The organism is Bacillus sp. CFBP9009 (assembly GCF_036541465.1).
GTDB lineage: Bacteria > Bacillota > Bacilli > Bacillales > DSM-1321 > Peribacillus.
On the sequence record NZ_JAZHFU010000002.1, the window covers coordinates 64,714 to 82,258 of the forward strand.

The following is a 17,545-nucleotide window of genomic DNA, read 5'->3' on the forward strand; positions in this document are numbered from 1 at the left end:
AAAGAGAAATCTTGTTAATTTTTAAATATAATTTTAGTTTTCCATTAAATATACATAGTTTGTTCATTTTATTCTTTTTGAAAGCATCGTTGTAAATAGAAGGTCACTACTGTTACATACTTCATATTCCACAAGCTGGCCTATTTAAAACCCAGCAGTTAATTCTTTTTCAATAACGGGACAAGTTAATTCATTATATTTTCATTAATATCAAGATATGTACAAAGAACTCGAATTTCCCTGGCAGCGCCTAAAAATAATAAATATAAAGGTTTGACAAACTTTCTAATCCTACCGTATTATAAATTATATACTTGAATACATTCTCCAAAGGGGAGTAGCTTTTACAACAATGTCGTCATTACGGAGCTTTTTGCTCTCGGTGTTGTTGGCAGCATATTGTTGTTAGCCAGACCTTACCTATTGGTAAAGGTCTATTTTCTTTTAGTAAACCTTTACCAAAATGGTAAAGGTTTTTTTGTAGTCCAGATCATGCAGCCCTTACGGAAATGTATAAACATGTGGGTTTAGTAGAAAAACAAATAAATATAAATGGAGTGTATTAGTTGATACTTAGAAAATCTTTGTTACTTTTAGGGATAGGTTCTGCCCAAATAGATTTAATCCTTCCGAAAAATACGTATAAATCTGGTGAATGCATAAATGGATATTTCTTGATTAAGGGTGGTACCCTTGCGCAAAGAATAAGGAGGATTGAATGTGATTTGATCATGGATACTCATTCTACGGGAATGGAAGAGGTCCTTAAAACGAGCACCATTTTGTCTACAAGGGAGATAAATTCAGGGGAAAGCAACGAAATTCCTTTCAACTTTTGTCTGCCTATATTGAAGGAGCCTTATAAGCGAGGGGTATCCTATCGCCTTAAAACGAGACTTATCCTTGATAAAGGGATAATAGGAAAGGATGATGACTGGATTTTAATCGATTCTGAATAAACGTGAAAATGGAGGTGAAAACATGAATATCTTGAAATTTTCTGAGCTCGCTATGGATTACTGGGAAGAATTTTTATTATTGAGGCTTTTCATATTGGCTTTACTGTTATTGGCGGTTTATTATATTTTGAATAAACTGGTTGAATGGTTCTTTAGAAGATCCAATTTTTTCGACGAAGAAGTCGAAAAAACAATACAGGGGGTTACTCGTTCTTCTCTTAGGTACGGTATTTCCGGGCTTTTCCTTATATATTTGGTTGGACAGTTTATAGACCTAAAAGGAATTTTAGCTGGAGCTGGTATTTTAGGGGTCGTGATCGGATTTGCCGCTCAGCAAATGCTTAAGGATATCTTATTGGGATTTGTAAGGCTTTCAGATAATGAATTCCGGGTGGGGAATTTCGTTACATTCAATGGGACAAGTTCTGGGACAATTGAAGAAATAGGTATCCGGTTCATGCAGATCAGGGAATGGTCAGGAAAATTGCTGACAATCCCTCACAGTGAAATCAGGACGATTCAAAATTTTAATAAAGGGAGAATGCGAATCATTGAACGCATTACAGTAAGTTACCAAGAAAATCCTGAAAAGGTAAAACGGCTGTTGGAGGATATATGCCTTATCTGTAATGAGAAGTATGGTGAAACCCTTCTAAGGCTAGAGGATGGTACACCTGAAGAGGATTTTAGATACATCGGCATTACGGATTTAAATCCGAATCTTAAATATGTTGGATATGAACTATGCATAGTGGGACTTGTGAAACCTGATGATTACTTTGAAACATCGAGGAGTGTGAGGTTTGAAATGATGACTGCTCTACATGAGCATAAAATTCTAATGCCATCTTCCCATTTGCTTGTACAGGGCAATCCTAATCAAGAACGTATATTGGAGAACTGAAAAGAAGAAACACATTTGCCTGAGGTATTCCGGGAATTATCATGGAACAAATGATGGTGAGTGTAAGAAAGGACCGAAATTAGTGACAGTGCTCGGGAACTTGAGGATATTAAACGGCTTCTTTTAAAGAAAGTATTCGAACGTTGATTGGATAGTATAGCATTCGCTTTCCGCGGGCGGTCCGTCCTTTGCGCCTTTGAGGTCTCCTTTGGACGCGCTTTGAACTCCCGATCCATAAAAAATCTGGAGGCAAACTCGCTTTTTTTCGAGCTTTCTCCAGTCTTTGGCTTTCTTTTAAAGGAAGCCTATTTTTTATGCAGGAAATTGAACAAACTTTTCTGGAAAATGGTTTTATTTTTAAATTTTACCTTGATTTATCAGATTGAATAGATTATTATCAAATTAGCATAAAATGGAAGGGTGACCTTTAAACAATGATCATTTAATCCTATTCTTTAAGAGAAAAAATGCGTGCTAAATACGAACTTTTTTTCTGGATAGGATTAGTCTGTACTAAAATACAAACAAAGATCATTGTGTTCCGTCCATTAGGGATCTTTTGGTTTGTGAATTTTGTATTGTACTGCCTCCTGTCCAGAAATCTCACAGGAGGTTTTTATATGGAAAAAAACACGTCCGTAACATTAAGTAATAAGGAACCTAACATTTTTAAAAATCGTGTATTCCGGGCCATTATCTTTTCAGGCCTGTTTTTACAAATAGGGATATGGGTACGGAATTTTGCAGTTTTGTTATTCGTCATGGAAAAGACAAACGGGGATGCCTTTGCCATTTCCATGATATCAGTAGCGGAATTCGCTCCCATCTTTATTTTTTCATTCATTGGAGGGACGTTTGCGGACCGCTGGAGTCCGAAAAAAACGATGGTTTGGTGTGATATATTAAGTGCAATATCTGTATTTGCTGTGCTAATCTCGCTTATATTTGGCAGTTGGAAAATGGTATTCTTCGCAACTTTGATTTCTGCGATACTTTCTCAATTTTCTCAGCCATCAGGCATGAAGCTATTTAAGATGCATTTGCCTGAAAGTCAAATTCAGACAGGGATGTCCGTTTATCAGACCGTCTTCGCAGTATTTATGGTTTTAGGTCCGATTCTCGGTACATTTGCCTTCCAATCATTCGGGATAAACATCTCGATTGCGATTACTGGCCTGGCGTTTTTACTTTCAGCTGGAGCACTCGCCTTTCTTCCAAAAGATCGTAAACTGAATGAAGAGACAGCAAAAACAACGATATGGCAGGAAATGAAAAGCGGAGTGAGCTATGTGTTGCGAAAAAAAGAACTAAGTTTGCTTGGTTTATGTTTTCTGGCAGCCGGGCTTGGACTGGGCTTCATTCAGCCGCTTTCTATATTCCTTGTTACCGAACAACTGGAACTTCCTAAGGAAAATCTGCAATGGTTATTTATGGTGAATGGGATTGGTATGATTTTAGGTGGAGCTGGGGTGATGATTTTTGCCAAAAAAGTGGCACCTCAGAGATTATTAGCTTTCGGAATGCTTGTGAATGCCATTGGATTAGCGGTAATGGGGCTTTCAACAAATCTTTGGATTACACTTACTGCCGAGTTCTTTAATGGACTAATGCTGCCTTGTATCCAAATCGGGATCAATACATTGATATTACAGAGGACCGAAGGCGAGTTCATCGGAAGGGTCAATGGAATCTTAAGCCCATTATTCACTGGATCGATGGTTTTGACCATGAGTGCGGCAGGTGTGCTGAAAGAGCAATTTTCACTCGTCGCCATATTTGAAACCGCCGCTTTCTTTTTTATTCTAGGGATGTTTTTCATTTTGCCATTGTACAATCAAAAGGCCGAAGCAAAACCACTGGAAATACAATCGTAAGTATACTGCGGTGTGCCTACACCTCTATACAGCAATAGCCAAGAAAAGCAGCCTTATTGGCTGCTTTTCTTTTTACTGTTCAACTAACAAATTCTGGATTAACAATTATTTTTAGAGTGCTGGTAAATACTAAAAATGGCTTGTTGGAACTTATGCATTTCATTTTCAAAAAAGTTAGGTGAATAGCTTAAATGAAAAAGGAGAAAAGTTAATGATCCTTAAAGACATATTGAAAGAAGCGATAAATTGGGATTTGCCGAAGGACGTTGAACATATATCCATCGCAGGTGTAACCGATAACTCTAAAGAAATAAAAAAGGGATACCTTTTTGTTGCCGTAACCGGATATAAGTCAGATGGCCATAATTACATTAAAGATGCAATTCGTTTAGGGGCATCAGCTGTGATTGGCGATCGCGATATTAAGGGATTGGAAGTTCCTTATTTACGAGTGGAGAACAGCCGTAAAGCATTAGGACTAATCGCCAAAAGGTTTTATGGAGAGCCAAGCAAGCAAAAAATAATGATAGGAATTACGGGTACAAATGGAAAAACCACAACGAGTTATATGCTTCAGCAAATATTGAAAGAAAATGGGGTAACCTGTTCCGTCATTGGTACGATACAGCATATTATCAATGGAAACAAAGTCGATTCCCATAATACGACTCCAGGTAGCATGGAGTTGAATTCCTTACTGGCTGCAAGCAGGGACATGGTTGTCATAATGGAAGTGTCTTCACATGGATTAGCTCAATACCGTTTAGAAGGAATTGAATTTGATTTCTGTGTCTTCACGAATTTGTATCATGACCATCTCGACTTCCACGGTACGATGGAGGATTATTTCCTGGCAAAATTACTTCTTTTTGAAAAATTGAAACCTAATGGTCTTGCGATTATCAATGGGGATGATTTCTGGGGAGAAAAACTGCAAGAATACTTACGAGAAAAAAATGTCAACGCCTTTGTATTTGGAAAATCCAATCGCTGCGATTTAACCATCACCAATTATAATACTGCAACAAACCCCTTTATTTTATTGAATGAGAATCATGACTTTGTGAAAATTGAGTTACCTTTACCTGGACTTCATAATTTATATAACGCAACTGCTGCCTATTCCGTAGCGAAGATGTTTCCAATTTCAAAAGAGGAAATTCTCACTTCATTGAAACAATTTTCCGGTGTGCCTGGAAGGTTTGAAATGTATAAGAAAGAATGTGGACCGACAATCGTCATCGATTATGCACATACTGCAGATGCCATACATCACATGCTTCAAACTGCCAAAGAATGCGGGGCCAAAAAGATTTATCATATCTTTGGTTTCCGTGGTGGACGAGATACAACCAAAAGGGCTGAAATGGTTAAAGTATCATCGGAACATAGTGATGTTTCGATTTTGACGATGGATGATCTGAATTCGGAGGGAATGGAGGGGATGGAATCGTCACTAAATAAACTGCAAAGCGATTACTCTGCTGGAAATGGGAAGGTTATTCCAGATAGGACACTTGCTATTCAGGAGGCGATACAAGCTGGAAAGGAAGGGGATTGGATTATCATTACAGGAAAAGGAATTGAGAGGTATGAACAAAATTTCGGACTGCCTACTATTTCTGACAAAGAAACGGTATTATATCTGCAAAATAAAGACGAAGGGGATTTTATCGGTTATTTTGACCAATAGTTTGGTTTTAACGAATGCTATTATAAAAGGGCTAATACGACGTCCATTCCCTTAGTCAGCAATAGGTTATTAATATGGTGAATATTAACATTGTAACATATGAGGAATTCAGGTATTATAACAATACAAGCTGCACTGTTCGTAATGATAATAAAGTTTTAACCTTTAAGCTGTAATAGGGAGTTTTATATCGAAACAGGAATGTTATGCCTCGTCACTGACTTGGACAACAGGATTATTTCTGCAAACACCCACTTTGAGGAGTGGTGGTTTAAAACTTTCTTACTGAATACGGCAATGGCGGCTTATATCTTTAAATGTTGAAGCCGGTCTCGGTCTGAGGCCGGTTTTTTGCTGTTTTTCAAATACCGTACGTACAATAAGAATTGTTTTGATTTATTTTCACAGCCCTTTACAAATCCAGTGTAGGTTTATTTGGCTTATTACATTTTCTAAAGACATTTACTCTTGTTTTGTATACCGGTTGGCATAACTTGAAGCGACGAAAGCATTGGGTTTGATTTTCGGTTCCACGCCCATTGATTCCATCCTGGCTACCATTTCTTTTACAAACTCACTGGTTTTGTTCCGCTTTCCAATCCCGATATCAATATGCCCTTCCATTGTGAACGTTGCCCCTTGGTATACAGCAGGCAGGACAATATCGATTAATTGATTTTTTCTTTCTTCCGTAAACAGTGACACGATCTCCTCTGTTAACGACAATTCTTGGGAAATACGTTCATGTAAATGCAGCATCCTTCTAGGAATCATCACTTTTCTTATACAACCCCATCCACCTTTTCCGACCTGCCGTATCACGATGCCTGTAATGAAAACAGTATGTTTTTTATGTACTTGCGAATCTGTACCGACCATTAATCGAAAGTTACCGGAAGGGTTTAATTTCATGAACTCAACAATATGAACGAATACCTCTTCAAATGACATGTCTTTTTTCTGAAGATTTTGAAATGGGATGTTATGAAATGGATATTGCTTCATATTATTGCACCCAACCTTTCCCCGGATATAATCAGATTATTAAATCTCATGCCGCTCATAACACATCATATGAAAAAGGTCCTTGTTTCGTGCTGTGGGAAGAACCCGCCCTCTAATGAAGATGCAATCTTCATTTAAAGTTAATCTTGCTGAATAGAAATCACCTCAAGTTTTATTTCTTCTATTTTAAACAAAAAAGACTGTAGGCAAAAGGAGTTCTATCTTAATGTTATAACAAAGTTGATTGGAGCAGGTGTTCGAGACTCCTACGGGAAAAGTTCGTGCCTGTAGTGGAAATTAACGGACAATTATTAAAATTGTAAACAAACTCAATTATTATAGTCGTTTTTATCTACAGTCTGGAAGAGAAGCTTAAGTTTTAGGCTTCTCTTTTTTTGTATGGAGATATTTCGAAAAGTTATTGGAGGTATCTTTGGTATATCTCCTGCCATAACTGAAAAGTTAAACAAGCTTGGGACTATACCTCACCTAAGTAAACCACATTATCATTCGATTTATATAAGAAAAACGAAATGAAATTATTAAATTTTAACCAATAACGACTTCAAAGTATTCACATTTTATAACTTACAAAAAAAGTGTGTAATGTTTTCTGACATAAACAAAGAAATCTTGCTTTTATAAGAGTAAAATAAACGAATATTCAATTAATAAAAGTATTGGAGAGATGAAAAGTGAAAATATCTGAATTGAAAAAAAGCGGTCATGCTCCGTCATTATTAGCTTCATTCCTTTATTTTGATATCAGTTTTATGATTTGGGTATTATTGGGTGCACTTGGTGTCTATATTACAAGGGATTTCGGGCTTTCCCCAGCTGAAAAAGGCTTGATTGTAGCTATTCCGATTTTGGGAGGCTCGTTTTTTCGAATCGTCCTTGGGTTTTTGACTGATCGCATCGGTCCGCGGAAAACAGCGATCGGCGGGATGCTTGTTACGATGATTCCGCTTTTTTGGGGTTGGTTATTCGGAGAAAGTTTAGCCGAGCTTTATTTAATTGGGATTTTGCTCGGAGTGGCAGGTGCAAGTTTTGCTGCAGCACTTCCTATGGCTAGCCGCTGGTACCCCCCGCATTTGCAGGGTCTAGCGATGGGCATTGCGGGAGCCGGTAACAGCGGAACTCTTTTTGCGACATTGTTTGGACCGCGTATTGCAGAGTCTCTTGGCTGGCATAATGTTATGGGATTAGCTTTGATCCCTTTAACCATTGTGTTTGTCATTTATATTTTAATCGCAAAAGACGCACCATCTCAACCGCCTGCAAAACCACTCAAGGAATATTTCAATGTATTTAAAATAAGGGATACGTGGTATTTCTGTATTCTTTACAGTGTGACTTTTGGGGGCTTTGTCGGGTTTACCAGCTTTTTAAGCATCTTTTTTGTTGATGAGTATGGGTTAACACGAATAAGGGCTGGGGAATTTGTTACATTATGTGTCATCGCCGGAAGCTTCTTTCGTCCCGTTGGAGGATATATTGCCGATAAAATAGGTGGAGTTAAGCTGCTTATGTTTCTATTTATTGGACTCACATTATGTATGTTTGGGATTAGTTTTCTTTATTCCCTTACTGTCGTTACGATCCTGTTGTTCATCGGAATGCTATTTCTCGGTATGGGCAACGGGGCTGTCTTTCAGTTAGTTCCACAGCGATTTTCTAAAGAAATTGGTTTTATCACAGGAATTGTAGGAGCTGCCGGAGGTGTTGGCGGATTCTTGGTTCCAAACATACTAGGAACGTTAAAACAGATTACTGGCACATATTCTACAGGATTTTTAGTATTTTCCGCAGTTGGAATCGTGGCGTTGCTTATCCTGGGTCTAGCTCAGCTTTCATGGAGAAAAACGTGGGTAATCGGAAAGAATTCAGTTAAGATTTAGAACTTTGTTTACCAATTATATCGGCTTGTTTCAGTACTTGTTTGGGGGGATAAAATGTTTAAACAAAAACTGGTCCTTATAGGGAACGGAATGGCGGGATTACGCTGTGTTGAGTCAATTATCAGGAATGATCCGGCTGCTTTTGAGATTACCGTTTTCGGCAGTGAACCACACGTCAACTATAACCGAATCTTATTGTCGACTGTCCTTCAAGGCAACACTTCTTTTGAAGATATTACGATAAATGATCGAAACTGGTATACGAAGAACAATATCCAATTGTTCACAGGGGAAACGGTTATAAAAATTGATAAAAAGACTCGGAAGATAAAAACGGACAAAGAACGGGAAGTTTACTACGATAAGCTGATAATTGCCACAGGTTCTGTCCCGTTTATTCTTCCTGTTGCCGGTGTTGATAAAGAAGGCGTCATTGCATTTCGGACGATTGAAGATTGCCAAAAGATGATTGAAACTTCACGCAAACATAAAAAAGCAGTCGTCATCGGAGGCGGTTTATTAGGTTTAGAAGCAGCGAGAGGGCTGTTAAACCTTGGTATGAAAGTGCATGTCGTTCATATTGCTGACCATTTAATGGAAAGGCAGCTTGATTCAAAGGCATCACTTTTGCTGCAAAAAGAGTTGGAAAACCAGGGAATGAACTTTCTTTTAAAAAAGGAAACGCAGGAGTTAATCGGCAACGAACGTGTAGAGCGCGTCCGTTTTAAAGAGGGAACGGAGCTGGAAGCAGATTTGGTCGTTATGGCTGTGGGAGTCAGACCGAATATTCAGTTGGCCAAAGAAAGCGGAATTGATACAAATCGTGCCATTATTGTAAACGACTATTTAGAAACCAGCATCCCAAATATTTATGCGGTTGGTGAATGCGCTGAACATCAAGGCATTGTTTATGGACTGGTGAAACCTCTATATGAACAAGGTGAAGTGCTGGCAAAGCATATTTGTGAGATGAAATGCAACGGATACCAAGGCTCGGTCCTTTCGACCCAGTTGAAAATATCAGGAGTTGAATTATTCTCTGTTGGAGAATTCATTGGTGATGAAACAACGAAATCAATCACAACTATTGATGAATTAGATGGTGTTTATAAAAAGGTGGTTTTTCAAGGAAGAAAAATAATAGGTGCTGTGCTGTATGGAGATACAAACATCAGCACACGATTACTCGATATGATTTTAAAGGGGCAAGAAGTATCATCAGAGGAAAAGCGTGCACTGTTCCAATCACCAAGTACGGGTGAGGGAATAATCGCTTCGATGGCAAACCATGAAATCATGTGCAATTGTAATGCTGTTTCAAAAGGGGCAATCATTGAAGCGGTTCAAAAAAAGGGATTAACAACAGTGGAACAAGTTAAACAATGCACAAAGGCTTCCGGTTCTTGCGGTGGATGTAAGCCGGCAGTGACCGAGCTTTTGACCTATATTCAAAGTAATCTTTCTACTCAGGATGAGAAACAAACTGCGTTTTGCTCATGTACGACATTAACGGAAGATGAAGTCGTGTATAAAATGCAGCTCCAAGACTTAACATCTGTCCAAGAAGCGATGGATGTTCTTGAATGGGGAAATAACGGAGGTTGTTCAACTTGCCGGCCGGCCCTTAGCTATTATTTAGGGATGATTCATCCAGAATACGAGATCAGACAGCAAACCCTATTCATAAATGAAAAAAAGAATGCAACAGTTCAAAGTGATAATCGATACTCTGTTATCCCGCAAATGTACGGCGGGATGACGAATGCGAAGGACTTGCGAAAAATTGCAAATGTTGCAGATAAATATGATATATCTCAGGTGGCGGTAACAAGTGAACAAAGGATTCATTTAATGGGTGTGAAAAAAGAAGACCTTCCAGGTGTGTGGGCTGATTTAGACATGCCGTTAAGTTCGAAATATGGTAACACCGTTCAAAACGTCAAAACATGTATCGGCGAGAATGTTTGCTCTTGTGAAAAACAGCAATCCCTTTTACTTGCTGTAGATTTGGAAAAAAGATTGGAGCATGTATCAACACCTTATCGTATTAAGATGGGCATATCTGCTTGTATGCATAACGGTGCAGGATCAACAACGAAAGATATAGGTGTTATGGGCGTTGACAGAGGCTGGGAGATATATGTGGGGGGAAGCAGCGGGCGTAATGTTCGTGCCGGTGAACTGTTATGTGTGGCAGGGACAAATGATGAAGCAATTGAAATCATCATCGGCTTTATTCAATATTATCGTGAAACAGCCAATTACTTAGAACGGACTTGGCAATGGATTGAACGAGTGGGTTTAATTCATGTTAGAGAAGTTTTGTTTGATCATGAACTTAGTCAGCAACTATCTCAACGAATGGAAATGGCGTAGATCAGAGAATGAACTAAGTGGAAATACCTTTAGATAAACGGATAAATGTTTGTACCAGAAGAAATCAATGAGTAAAGGGTGAGGAGCCATTGACCGAATTATTATTAAAGTATTTCCGCACGAAGCAACAAGAGGTCCAATCAGAAAAACGATATGAAACACAATGTCCATTTTGCAGTATGCAATGTAAGATGCAGCTGTTGGAACAAACAATAGTAACAAGAAAAAAGTATATGACGATTGGAAAAGATAATCCAACCTCAGAGGGGCGCTTATGCATTAAAGGAATGAATGCACACCAACATGCATTGCATAACGACCGAATTAAATACCCATTACTTAAAAAAAATGGTGAATTTATTCGAATATCTTGGGAGGAGGCATTAAATCACATTAAGGAGAATTTCACAAGAATTCAAGCGGAAGATGGTGTAAATGCATTATCTGTATATGGGAGTGCATCCATTTCAAATGAAGAAGCATATTTGCTTGGGAAATTTGCAAGAGTAGCTTTAAAAACAAAGTATATAGATTATAATGGCCGTTTGTGCATGTCCGCAGCTGCTTCGGCAGCAAGCCAAACGTTTGGTATGGACAGGGGCCTTACCAACAGCTTATCAGAGATTCCGTTCACAAAGTGCATTATCTTGGCGGGCACGAATATTGCGGAATGCCAGCCGACAATCATGTCTTACTTTGAGAAAGCGAAACAAAATGGGGCATATATTATTGCTGTAGATCCAAGAGAAACAGCAACAACGAAAATGGCCGACTTACATCTAAAAGTAAAACCAGGGATGGATGCCGCCTTGGCAAACGGATTATTGAAAGTGATCATTGAAGAGGATTTTACTGATGAAGCATTTATCCGGGACCGTGCAAATGGCTACAACGAAGTTAAAGAGTATGTTACATCTTTAAAGTTGGAGGAAATTGCAGAAATGACAGGGGTGCCTAGCGACCAAATTCAAAAAGCGGCTGCAATGTTCGGGAAAGAAGAATCAGGAATGATTTTTACAGCAAGGGGAGTTGAGCAGCAAACAGATGGTTCGGCCGCCGTTCGTAATTTTCTTAATATTCTTATTGTTACAGGGAAAATTGGAAAAGTGAATTCGGGTTATGGAGCTATCACTGGACAGGGAAATGGGCAGGGAGCAAGAGAACATGGCCAAAAGGCAGACCAACTGCCGGGGTATCGTATGATTGAAAATGAGGAACATAGATTACATATTGCAAGAATATGGGGAATTGATGAGGCTGATTTGCCGCGTAAAGGTGTATCGGCATACGAAATGATAGAGAAGATAAATGAAGGTGAAATTACCGGCATGTTTTTAATGTGTTCCAATCCAATTGTTTCAAATCCCAATGCTAACTTTGTCAAAAAGGCTTTGAAAAAATTAAAGTTTCTTGTCGCAGTAGATATGTTCGTTTCTGAAACTGCTAGATTGGCTGATTTAATTTTACCTACTTCGTCTTATTTAGAGGATGAAGGAACGATGACAAATTTAGAAGGACGGGTGACGCTTCGGGAAGCCAGTTTTTCATCTCCTGGGGAAGTGAAGCATGATTGGCAAATCATTTGTGATATAGCAAAAGCTCTTGGAAAAGAGGAGCATTTTCCCTTTCAATCTGCGAAAGAGATTTTCGAAGAATTGAGAGTGGCAAGCCGCGGGGGGACCGCTGATTATTATGGTATAACGTATGATCGATTAAGAAAAGAAGGAGGCATATTGTGGCCATGCCCAACCATTGACCATAAAGGGACAAAAAGGTTATTCGAAACGTCTTTTGCCCACCCGGATGGAAAGGCAGCCATGGTTGTGGTTAATAATGTGCCTCTTGTTCCAAAAGAACAGCCATGTACGGATTTTCCCCTTTATTTAACAACAGGAAGAATCATGTCACATTATTTAACAGGAGTACAAACGAGAAAAAGCTCATCATTAGCCGCAAGAAATTTTGAATCATATATGGAAATCCATCCGGAAACAGCAAAGAAATATCATATTCCAGACAATACTTTGGTGAAAATCGAATCAAGGCGGGGAAGTATTGTTGTAAGAAGCAAATGGTCAGCAACCATTCGCCATGATACTATATTCGTTCCTTTTCATTGGGCAGACTCACAAAATGTCAATCGCCTCGTTTCACAGGATTTAGACCCGACATGCAAAATGCCTGGCTTTAAAGTCAGTGCTGTAAAAGTACATCCTATAGTTGAGTTAACGTCTCATTAAGGGAGGTTTTCTTTCCGTTCATCATAATTTTTATTAGGTTCAATCATAATTGAACAGCAGAGCCTAATTACACAGAGCTTTCATGACTAAACAACAAAAGGGGATCAAGGATGGAAAAAGGTAAGGTCTATATTGTTGGTGCCGGACCTGGTGCTCCGGACTTAGTTACTGTCAAGGCAACCAAATGCATCGCGGAAGCGGATGTCATCTTGTATGATCGATTGGTAAATCGTGAATTGCTTTTATACGGTAAACCTGAAGCTGAATACATTTATTGCGGTAAAGCGCCTGGTAAACATTGTGTCCCTCAAGAGGACATTCACCAATTGCTAATTAGTAAATCAATGGAGGGAAAAACGATTGTTCGTCTAAAAGGGGGAGATCCTTTCATCTTTGGACGAGGCGGGGAGGAAGCAGAAGTGCTAGTAAAGCACGGAATTCAATTTGAAATAGTTCCTGGAATCACATCTGGAATCGCTGCGCCAGCTTATGCTTGAATTCCCGTGACTCACAGGGAATGGGGGAGTTCCTTCGCAATTGTCACAGGACACTGCGTGACCGGCAAACCTAATAACATCAACTGGCATCATTTGGCACATGGTGTTGACACCATTGCTATTTATATGGGTATTAAAAACCTTCCATATATCTGTAAACAATTACGATCCTGCGGAAAGAAGCCTGAAACTGCCATTGCTGTCATTGAACAAGGAACGACAGGTTTTCAACGAACTTTTTCAGGAACAATCGATTCAATAGTGGGGATTGTTACAAGAGAGCAGGTTGCCAATCCCGCCATTATTGTAATAGGAGAAGTGGTGAATTTATCCGAGAAGTTATCATGGTTTTCAGAGAAGACAAAAGATAAGGAGTTCGCTTAGAAGAGGAATGATTATCCGGAAAAATTTTACTGTAATGAAAATGGAAAACTGGACATGAAAGTCATCATGTCCAGTTTAACAATGTTAACAGCTATTTTATAGATGTAAGGTGAATTTGTTAACTGGCTAATCGAAGTTTGAAATATGGACAGTTATGGTATGTAGTGAATCGGCTAATAATTGCTGTTACTTAGCGAAAATCAATTGCGTAGGCCAAAGTGTGCATTTAATTGGCCCTGCAGCATTTTTTTTCGCATTTTTTCCTGTTCAATTTTTCTGTTCTCTTTTAATTTTTCCTGCCTAATTTCATTGGTTTGCACTCCATCCTCTATTTTATCGGCAATTTCCACTAATGCCTTGACGTCGGAAAAAGAGTATTTACGGTTACCCCCCTTAGATCTTTCGGGGAAAACGAGTTTTCTTTCTTCATAGTAACGGATTTGTCTATCGGATAGTCCGGTTAATTCTCTGACAACCCCTATGGAAATTACTTTTCTGTCTAAATAAGATTCTTTTTGCTGGACGATGAAAATCACCTCATTTTGGATTTATGCTAGATCAATAAGGATATTATATCCTAATTTTCTGAATATTTGTAATAAAAACTAACATTAATTATAAATTTTTAAAAACTATGTAAGATTTTATAACACACTTGTAGCGATAAAAAGTGACGTCACCTATAATCAATCATATCATCCTTTCAAAATAATCTTATTGGAGGACAAAACATGGCTAAGCAGAAATTGGCACTCATTGGGAATGGTATGGCTGGAGTAAGATGTATAGAAGAAATTTTGAAAATTCAACCAGAAAGGTTTGAGGTGACTGTCTTCGGAAGTGAGCCGCATCCAAATTATGATCGAATCCAACTATCGAATGTATTGCAAGGGGCTACGACGATAGATGATATTACAATAAATGATTGGAACTGGTACAAAGAGAACAATATTACACTTTTTTCAGGTGAAACAGTCAAGAACATCGACACCACTAAGCAAATCATATATTCAGATGCAAATCGTGAAGTCGCATATGATCGATTAATTTTAGCTACCGGATCAATCCCATTTATTCTACCGATAAAGGGGGCTGATAAAAAAGGAGTGACAGCCTTTCGAAATATTGAAGACTGCGAAAAAATGATCGAATATTCCAAAAACAACAAAAAGGCTGCTGTCATTGGTGGAGGATTACTGGGTCTTGAAGCAGCCAGGGGTCTACTGAATCTAGGTATGCAGGTAGATGTTATTCACCTTTCGGAATATTTGATGGATAGGCAGTTAGATCCAGCAGCAGGAAAAATGCTGCAAAGGGAACTTGAAAGCCAGGGAATGAATTTTTATCTTGGGAAACAGACTCAGGAGGTTTTAGGTGAAATTGATGTCAAAGGATTGCGCTTTAGTGATGGCGAGGAAATCAGCGCCGATTTAGTGGTCATGGCAGTTGGGATTAAGCCAAATGTTGCTATGGCTCAAAATTGCGGCATCCCTGTCAATCGAGGAATTATCGTGAATGATTATTTGGAGACAAGAATCCCGAATATTTTTGCGGTTGGTGAATGTGCGGAACACCGTGAAATGGTATATGGTTTGGTCGCTCCCCTATATGAACAGGGCAAAGTATTAGCCAAAAGGATTTGCGGGCTGGAAGACAAAGCTTACGAGGGTTCAGTGCTGTCTACTAAGTTAAAAATATCTGGTGTTGATGTATTTTCGGCTGGAGAAATTTTCGAGGATGAACAAGCTAAATCAATCAAGGAATTTAATGAATGGAATGGCACTTACAAAAAAGTAATGATTCGGAATGGAAAAATTTCTGGTGCGGTATTATTCGGGGATACAAAGGAAAGCAATAACCTATTAAGCATGATCAATAAAAATGCCGAGGTTTCCGAATATTTAAACGCTGGAACGAGTGAACCTAGTGTTAGTCTCGTCACTGCGATGTCAAATGAGGAAATCATCTGTGGTTGTAATGGAGTAACCAAGGGCGATATTGTATCGGCTATCGAATCTAAGGGGTTAACAAGTATTGAGGAAGTAAAAGGCTGCACAAGTGCTTCGAGATCATGCGGAGGGTGTAAGCCATTAGTCGGTGATATTCTCGAGCTGACATTAGGCGCTGAATTCAGTAAGTCAAACCAGAAGGAATCCATATGCACGTGCACCACATTATCCAGAGATGAGGTTGTTGCTGAAATACGCGAAAAAAATCTGACCCATACTCGAGAAGTCATGAATGTTCTCGGCTGGAATACAAGTGATGGCTGCTCGAAGTGTAAACCGGCACTGAACTATTACTTAGGCATGATCCATCCTGTTGAATATGAAGATGAAAAAGAATCCCGCTATGTCAATGAAAGGCTACATGCAAATATTCAAAAGGATGGTACATTTTCCGTTGTGCCAAGAATGTATGGCGGCGTCACTAATCCCGATCAATTACGGAAAATAGCAAATGTTGCCGATAAGTATAATGTTAAGTTACTTAAGGTTACAGGCGGGCAAAGAATAGATTTGTTCGGCGTTGAAAAAGAAGACCTTCCAAAAGTATGGGCTGACCTGGATATGCCTTCTGGATATGCTTATGGAAAAACCCTTCGAACTGTGAAAACATGCGTCGGTGAAAACTTTTGCCGCTTTGGCACCCAAGATTCAATTGGGCTGGGCATTGCCCTGGAGAAGAAATTTGAACGTGTAGGCACACCGCATAAGGTTAAGATGGCTGTGTCGGCATGTCCTCGTAATTGTGCTGAATCCGGTATCAAAGATCTTGGTGTTGTCGGAGTGGACGGTGCATGGGAAATTTATATTGGCGGCAACGGCGGAACCCATTTAAGAGCTGCTGAATTATTATGCAAAGTGAAAACAAGTGATGAGGTAATTGAAATTACGGGTGCATACATTCAACATTATCGAGAGACTGCCAATTATTTAGAAAGAACGTCTGTCTGGGTTGAACGTGTAGGGTTCGATAACATTAAGGCGATTATTGGTGATAAGCAAAAAAGGATTGAGCTTAATCAACGCTTGGATGAGGCCTTATCCGTATTGCAAGAACCGTGGAAAGAAATCATTGAGAGCAATGCGATCCAAACAGGTTTATTTCAAAAAGTGAAAATTCCAGCTATATCAAATAAATGAATATGGGGGAAGCCTAAATGGGGAAAACGCTTCAAAAGATAAAGGTTTCAACAGTAAATGAGATGCCAAAAAACCTGGGGAAAACAGTAACCATAGGCTCTCAGGAAATTGCACTTTTTCATTTGGCAAATGGTGAATTCCGGGCCATTGAAAATCGTTGCCCACATAAAGGTGGGGTTTTGGTGGAAGGCATTGTGAGTGGTGATCACGTATTCTGCCCGATGCATGACTGGAAAATCAGTGTCAAGAATGGAGAAGTCCAAAAACCTGATAATGGTTGCGTTAAGACATTCAATGTTGAAATAGAAGATGGTAATGTTTTTATAGTTTTATAACCAAATGCTCTGGATAGTCTCTTAGACTATCCATCTTGTAGACAAAAGGGTTCTATCTAAAAGTTAAAACAAGTTGATTGGAACGAAAGGTACGAGACTCCCGCGGAAAGCGAGTCCTTGGAGAGGAAATCAACGTTCATTGTACAAACCATAAAAAAACTGTACACAAACTCGATTTTCATTGAGTTTGTCTATAGTCTGCTGGATAGTCTCTTGGACTATCCATTTTTT

The 17,545-nt window shown here is 39.0% G+C and carries 11 protein-coding genes, 1 other RNA gene and 1 pseudogene; 11 read left to right on the forward strand and 2 right to left on the reverse strand.

The annotated features are described in order from the left end of the window. Positions 1–566 precede the first annotated feature (566 nt). The 5 genes from V3595_RS05455 (at position 567) to ssrS (ending at position 5,741) form a co-directional block, all read left to right on the forward strand. Entirely contained in the window at positions 567–959 is a 393-nt protein-coding gene (locus V3595_RS05455) for a sporulation protein (RefSeq protein WP_485889867.1), read from the forward strand. A 22-nt stretch (positions 960–981) separates the two neighbouring features. Further along, entirely contained in the window at positions 982–1,863 is an 882-nt protein-coding gene (locus tag V3595_RS05460) for a mechanosensitive ion channel family protein (RefSeq protein WP_485905835.1), read from the forward strand. Positions 1,864–2,483: 620 nt separating this feature from the next. Continuing rightward, the gene (locus V3595_RS05465) at positions 2,484–3,737 is read left to right on the forward strand and encodes an MFS transporter (RefSeq protein ID WP_485905837.1); all 1,254 of its coding nucleotides are present in this window, start codon (positions 2,484–2,486) and stop codon (positions 3,735–3,737) included. Between the two features lie 211 nt (positions 3,738–3,948). Next, positions 3,949–5,430: a UDP-N-acetylmuramoyl-L-alanyl-D-glutamate--2,6-diaminopimelate ligase gene (locus tag V3595_RS05470; RefSeq protein WP_485905838.1), complete on the forward strand. Its 1,482-nt coding sequence runs from the start codon at positions 3,949–3,951 to the stop codon at positions 5,428–5,430. 124 nt (positions 5,431–5,554) lie between these two features. Continuing rightward, positions 5,555–5,741, forward strand: a non-coding RNA gene (gene ssrS / locus V3595_RS05475) — 6S RNA. 151 nt (positions 5,742–5,892) lie between these two features. Here ssrS and V3595_RS05480 read toward each other — a convergent pair. Further along, positions 5,893–6,435, reverse strand: a complete 543-nt coding sequence (locus tag V3595_RS05480) for a ribonuclease H-like YkuK family protein (protein WP_485905840.1) — start codon at positions 6,433–6,435, stop codon at positions 5,893–5,895. A gap of 695 nt (positions 6,436–7,130) precedes the next feature. On the opposite strand from V3595_RS05480, the gene V3595_RS05485 reads away from it, so the two are divergent. The 4 genes and pseudogenes from V3595_RS05485 (at position 7,131) to cobA (ending at position 13,833) form a co-directional block, all read left to right on the forward strand. Further along, positions 7,131–8,336, forward strand: coding sequence for a nitrate/nitrite transporter (locus V3595_RS05485; RefSeq protein WP_402905527.1), 1,206 nt, complete (start codon positions 7,131–7,133; stop codon positions 8,334–8,336). Positions 8,337–8,390: 54 nt separating this feature from the next. Further along, entirely contained in the window at positions 8,391–10,712 is a 2,322-nt protein-coding gene (nirB, locus tag V3595_RS05490; RefSeq protein WP_485905843.1) for a nitrite reductase large subunit NirB, read from the forward strand. An 89-nt stretch (positions 10,713–10,801) separates the two neighbouring features. Then, positions 10,802–12,952: an assimilatory nitrate reductase catalytic subunit NasC gene (gene nasC / locus V3595_RS05495; protein WP_485905845.1), complete on the forward strand. Its 2,151-nt coding sequence runs from the start codon at positions 10,802–10,804 to the stop codon at positions 12,950–12,952. A 110-nt stretch (positions 12,953–13,062) separates the two neighbouring features. Continuing rightward, a pseudogene (gene cobA, locus V3595_RS05500) lies at positions 13,063–13,833 on the forward strand (uroporphyrinogen-III C-methyltransferase). A gap of 200 nt (positions 13,834–14,033) precedes the next feature. Here cobA and V3595_RS05505 read toward each other — a convergent pair. Then, positions 14,034–14,360, reverse strand: a complete 327-nt coding sequence (locus tag V3595_RS05505; protein WP_137015855.1) for a MerR family transcriptional regulator — start codon at positions 14,358–14,360, stop codon at positions 14,034–14,036. A gap of 204 nt (positions 14,361–14,564) precedes the next feature. Between V3595_RS05505 and nirB (V3595_RS05510) the strand changes: the two genes are divergently transcribed. Then, a complete protein-coding gene (nirB, locus tag V3595_RS05510) occupies positions 14,565–16,979 on the forward strand; it encodes a nitrite reductase large subunit NirB (protein ID WP_485905846.1) in 2,415 nt (804 codons plus the stop codon). Positions 16,980–16,996: 17 nt separating this feature from the next. Next, entirely contained in the window at positions 16,997–17,314 is a 318-nt protein-coding gene (gene nirD, locus V3595_RS05515; protein WP_485905848.1) for a nitrite reductase small subunit NirD, read from the forward strand. Positions 17,315–17,545 lie beyond the last annotated feature (231 nt).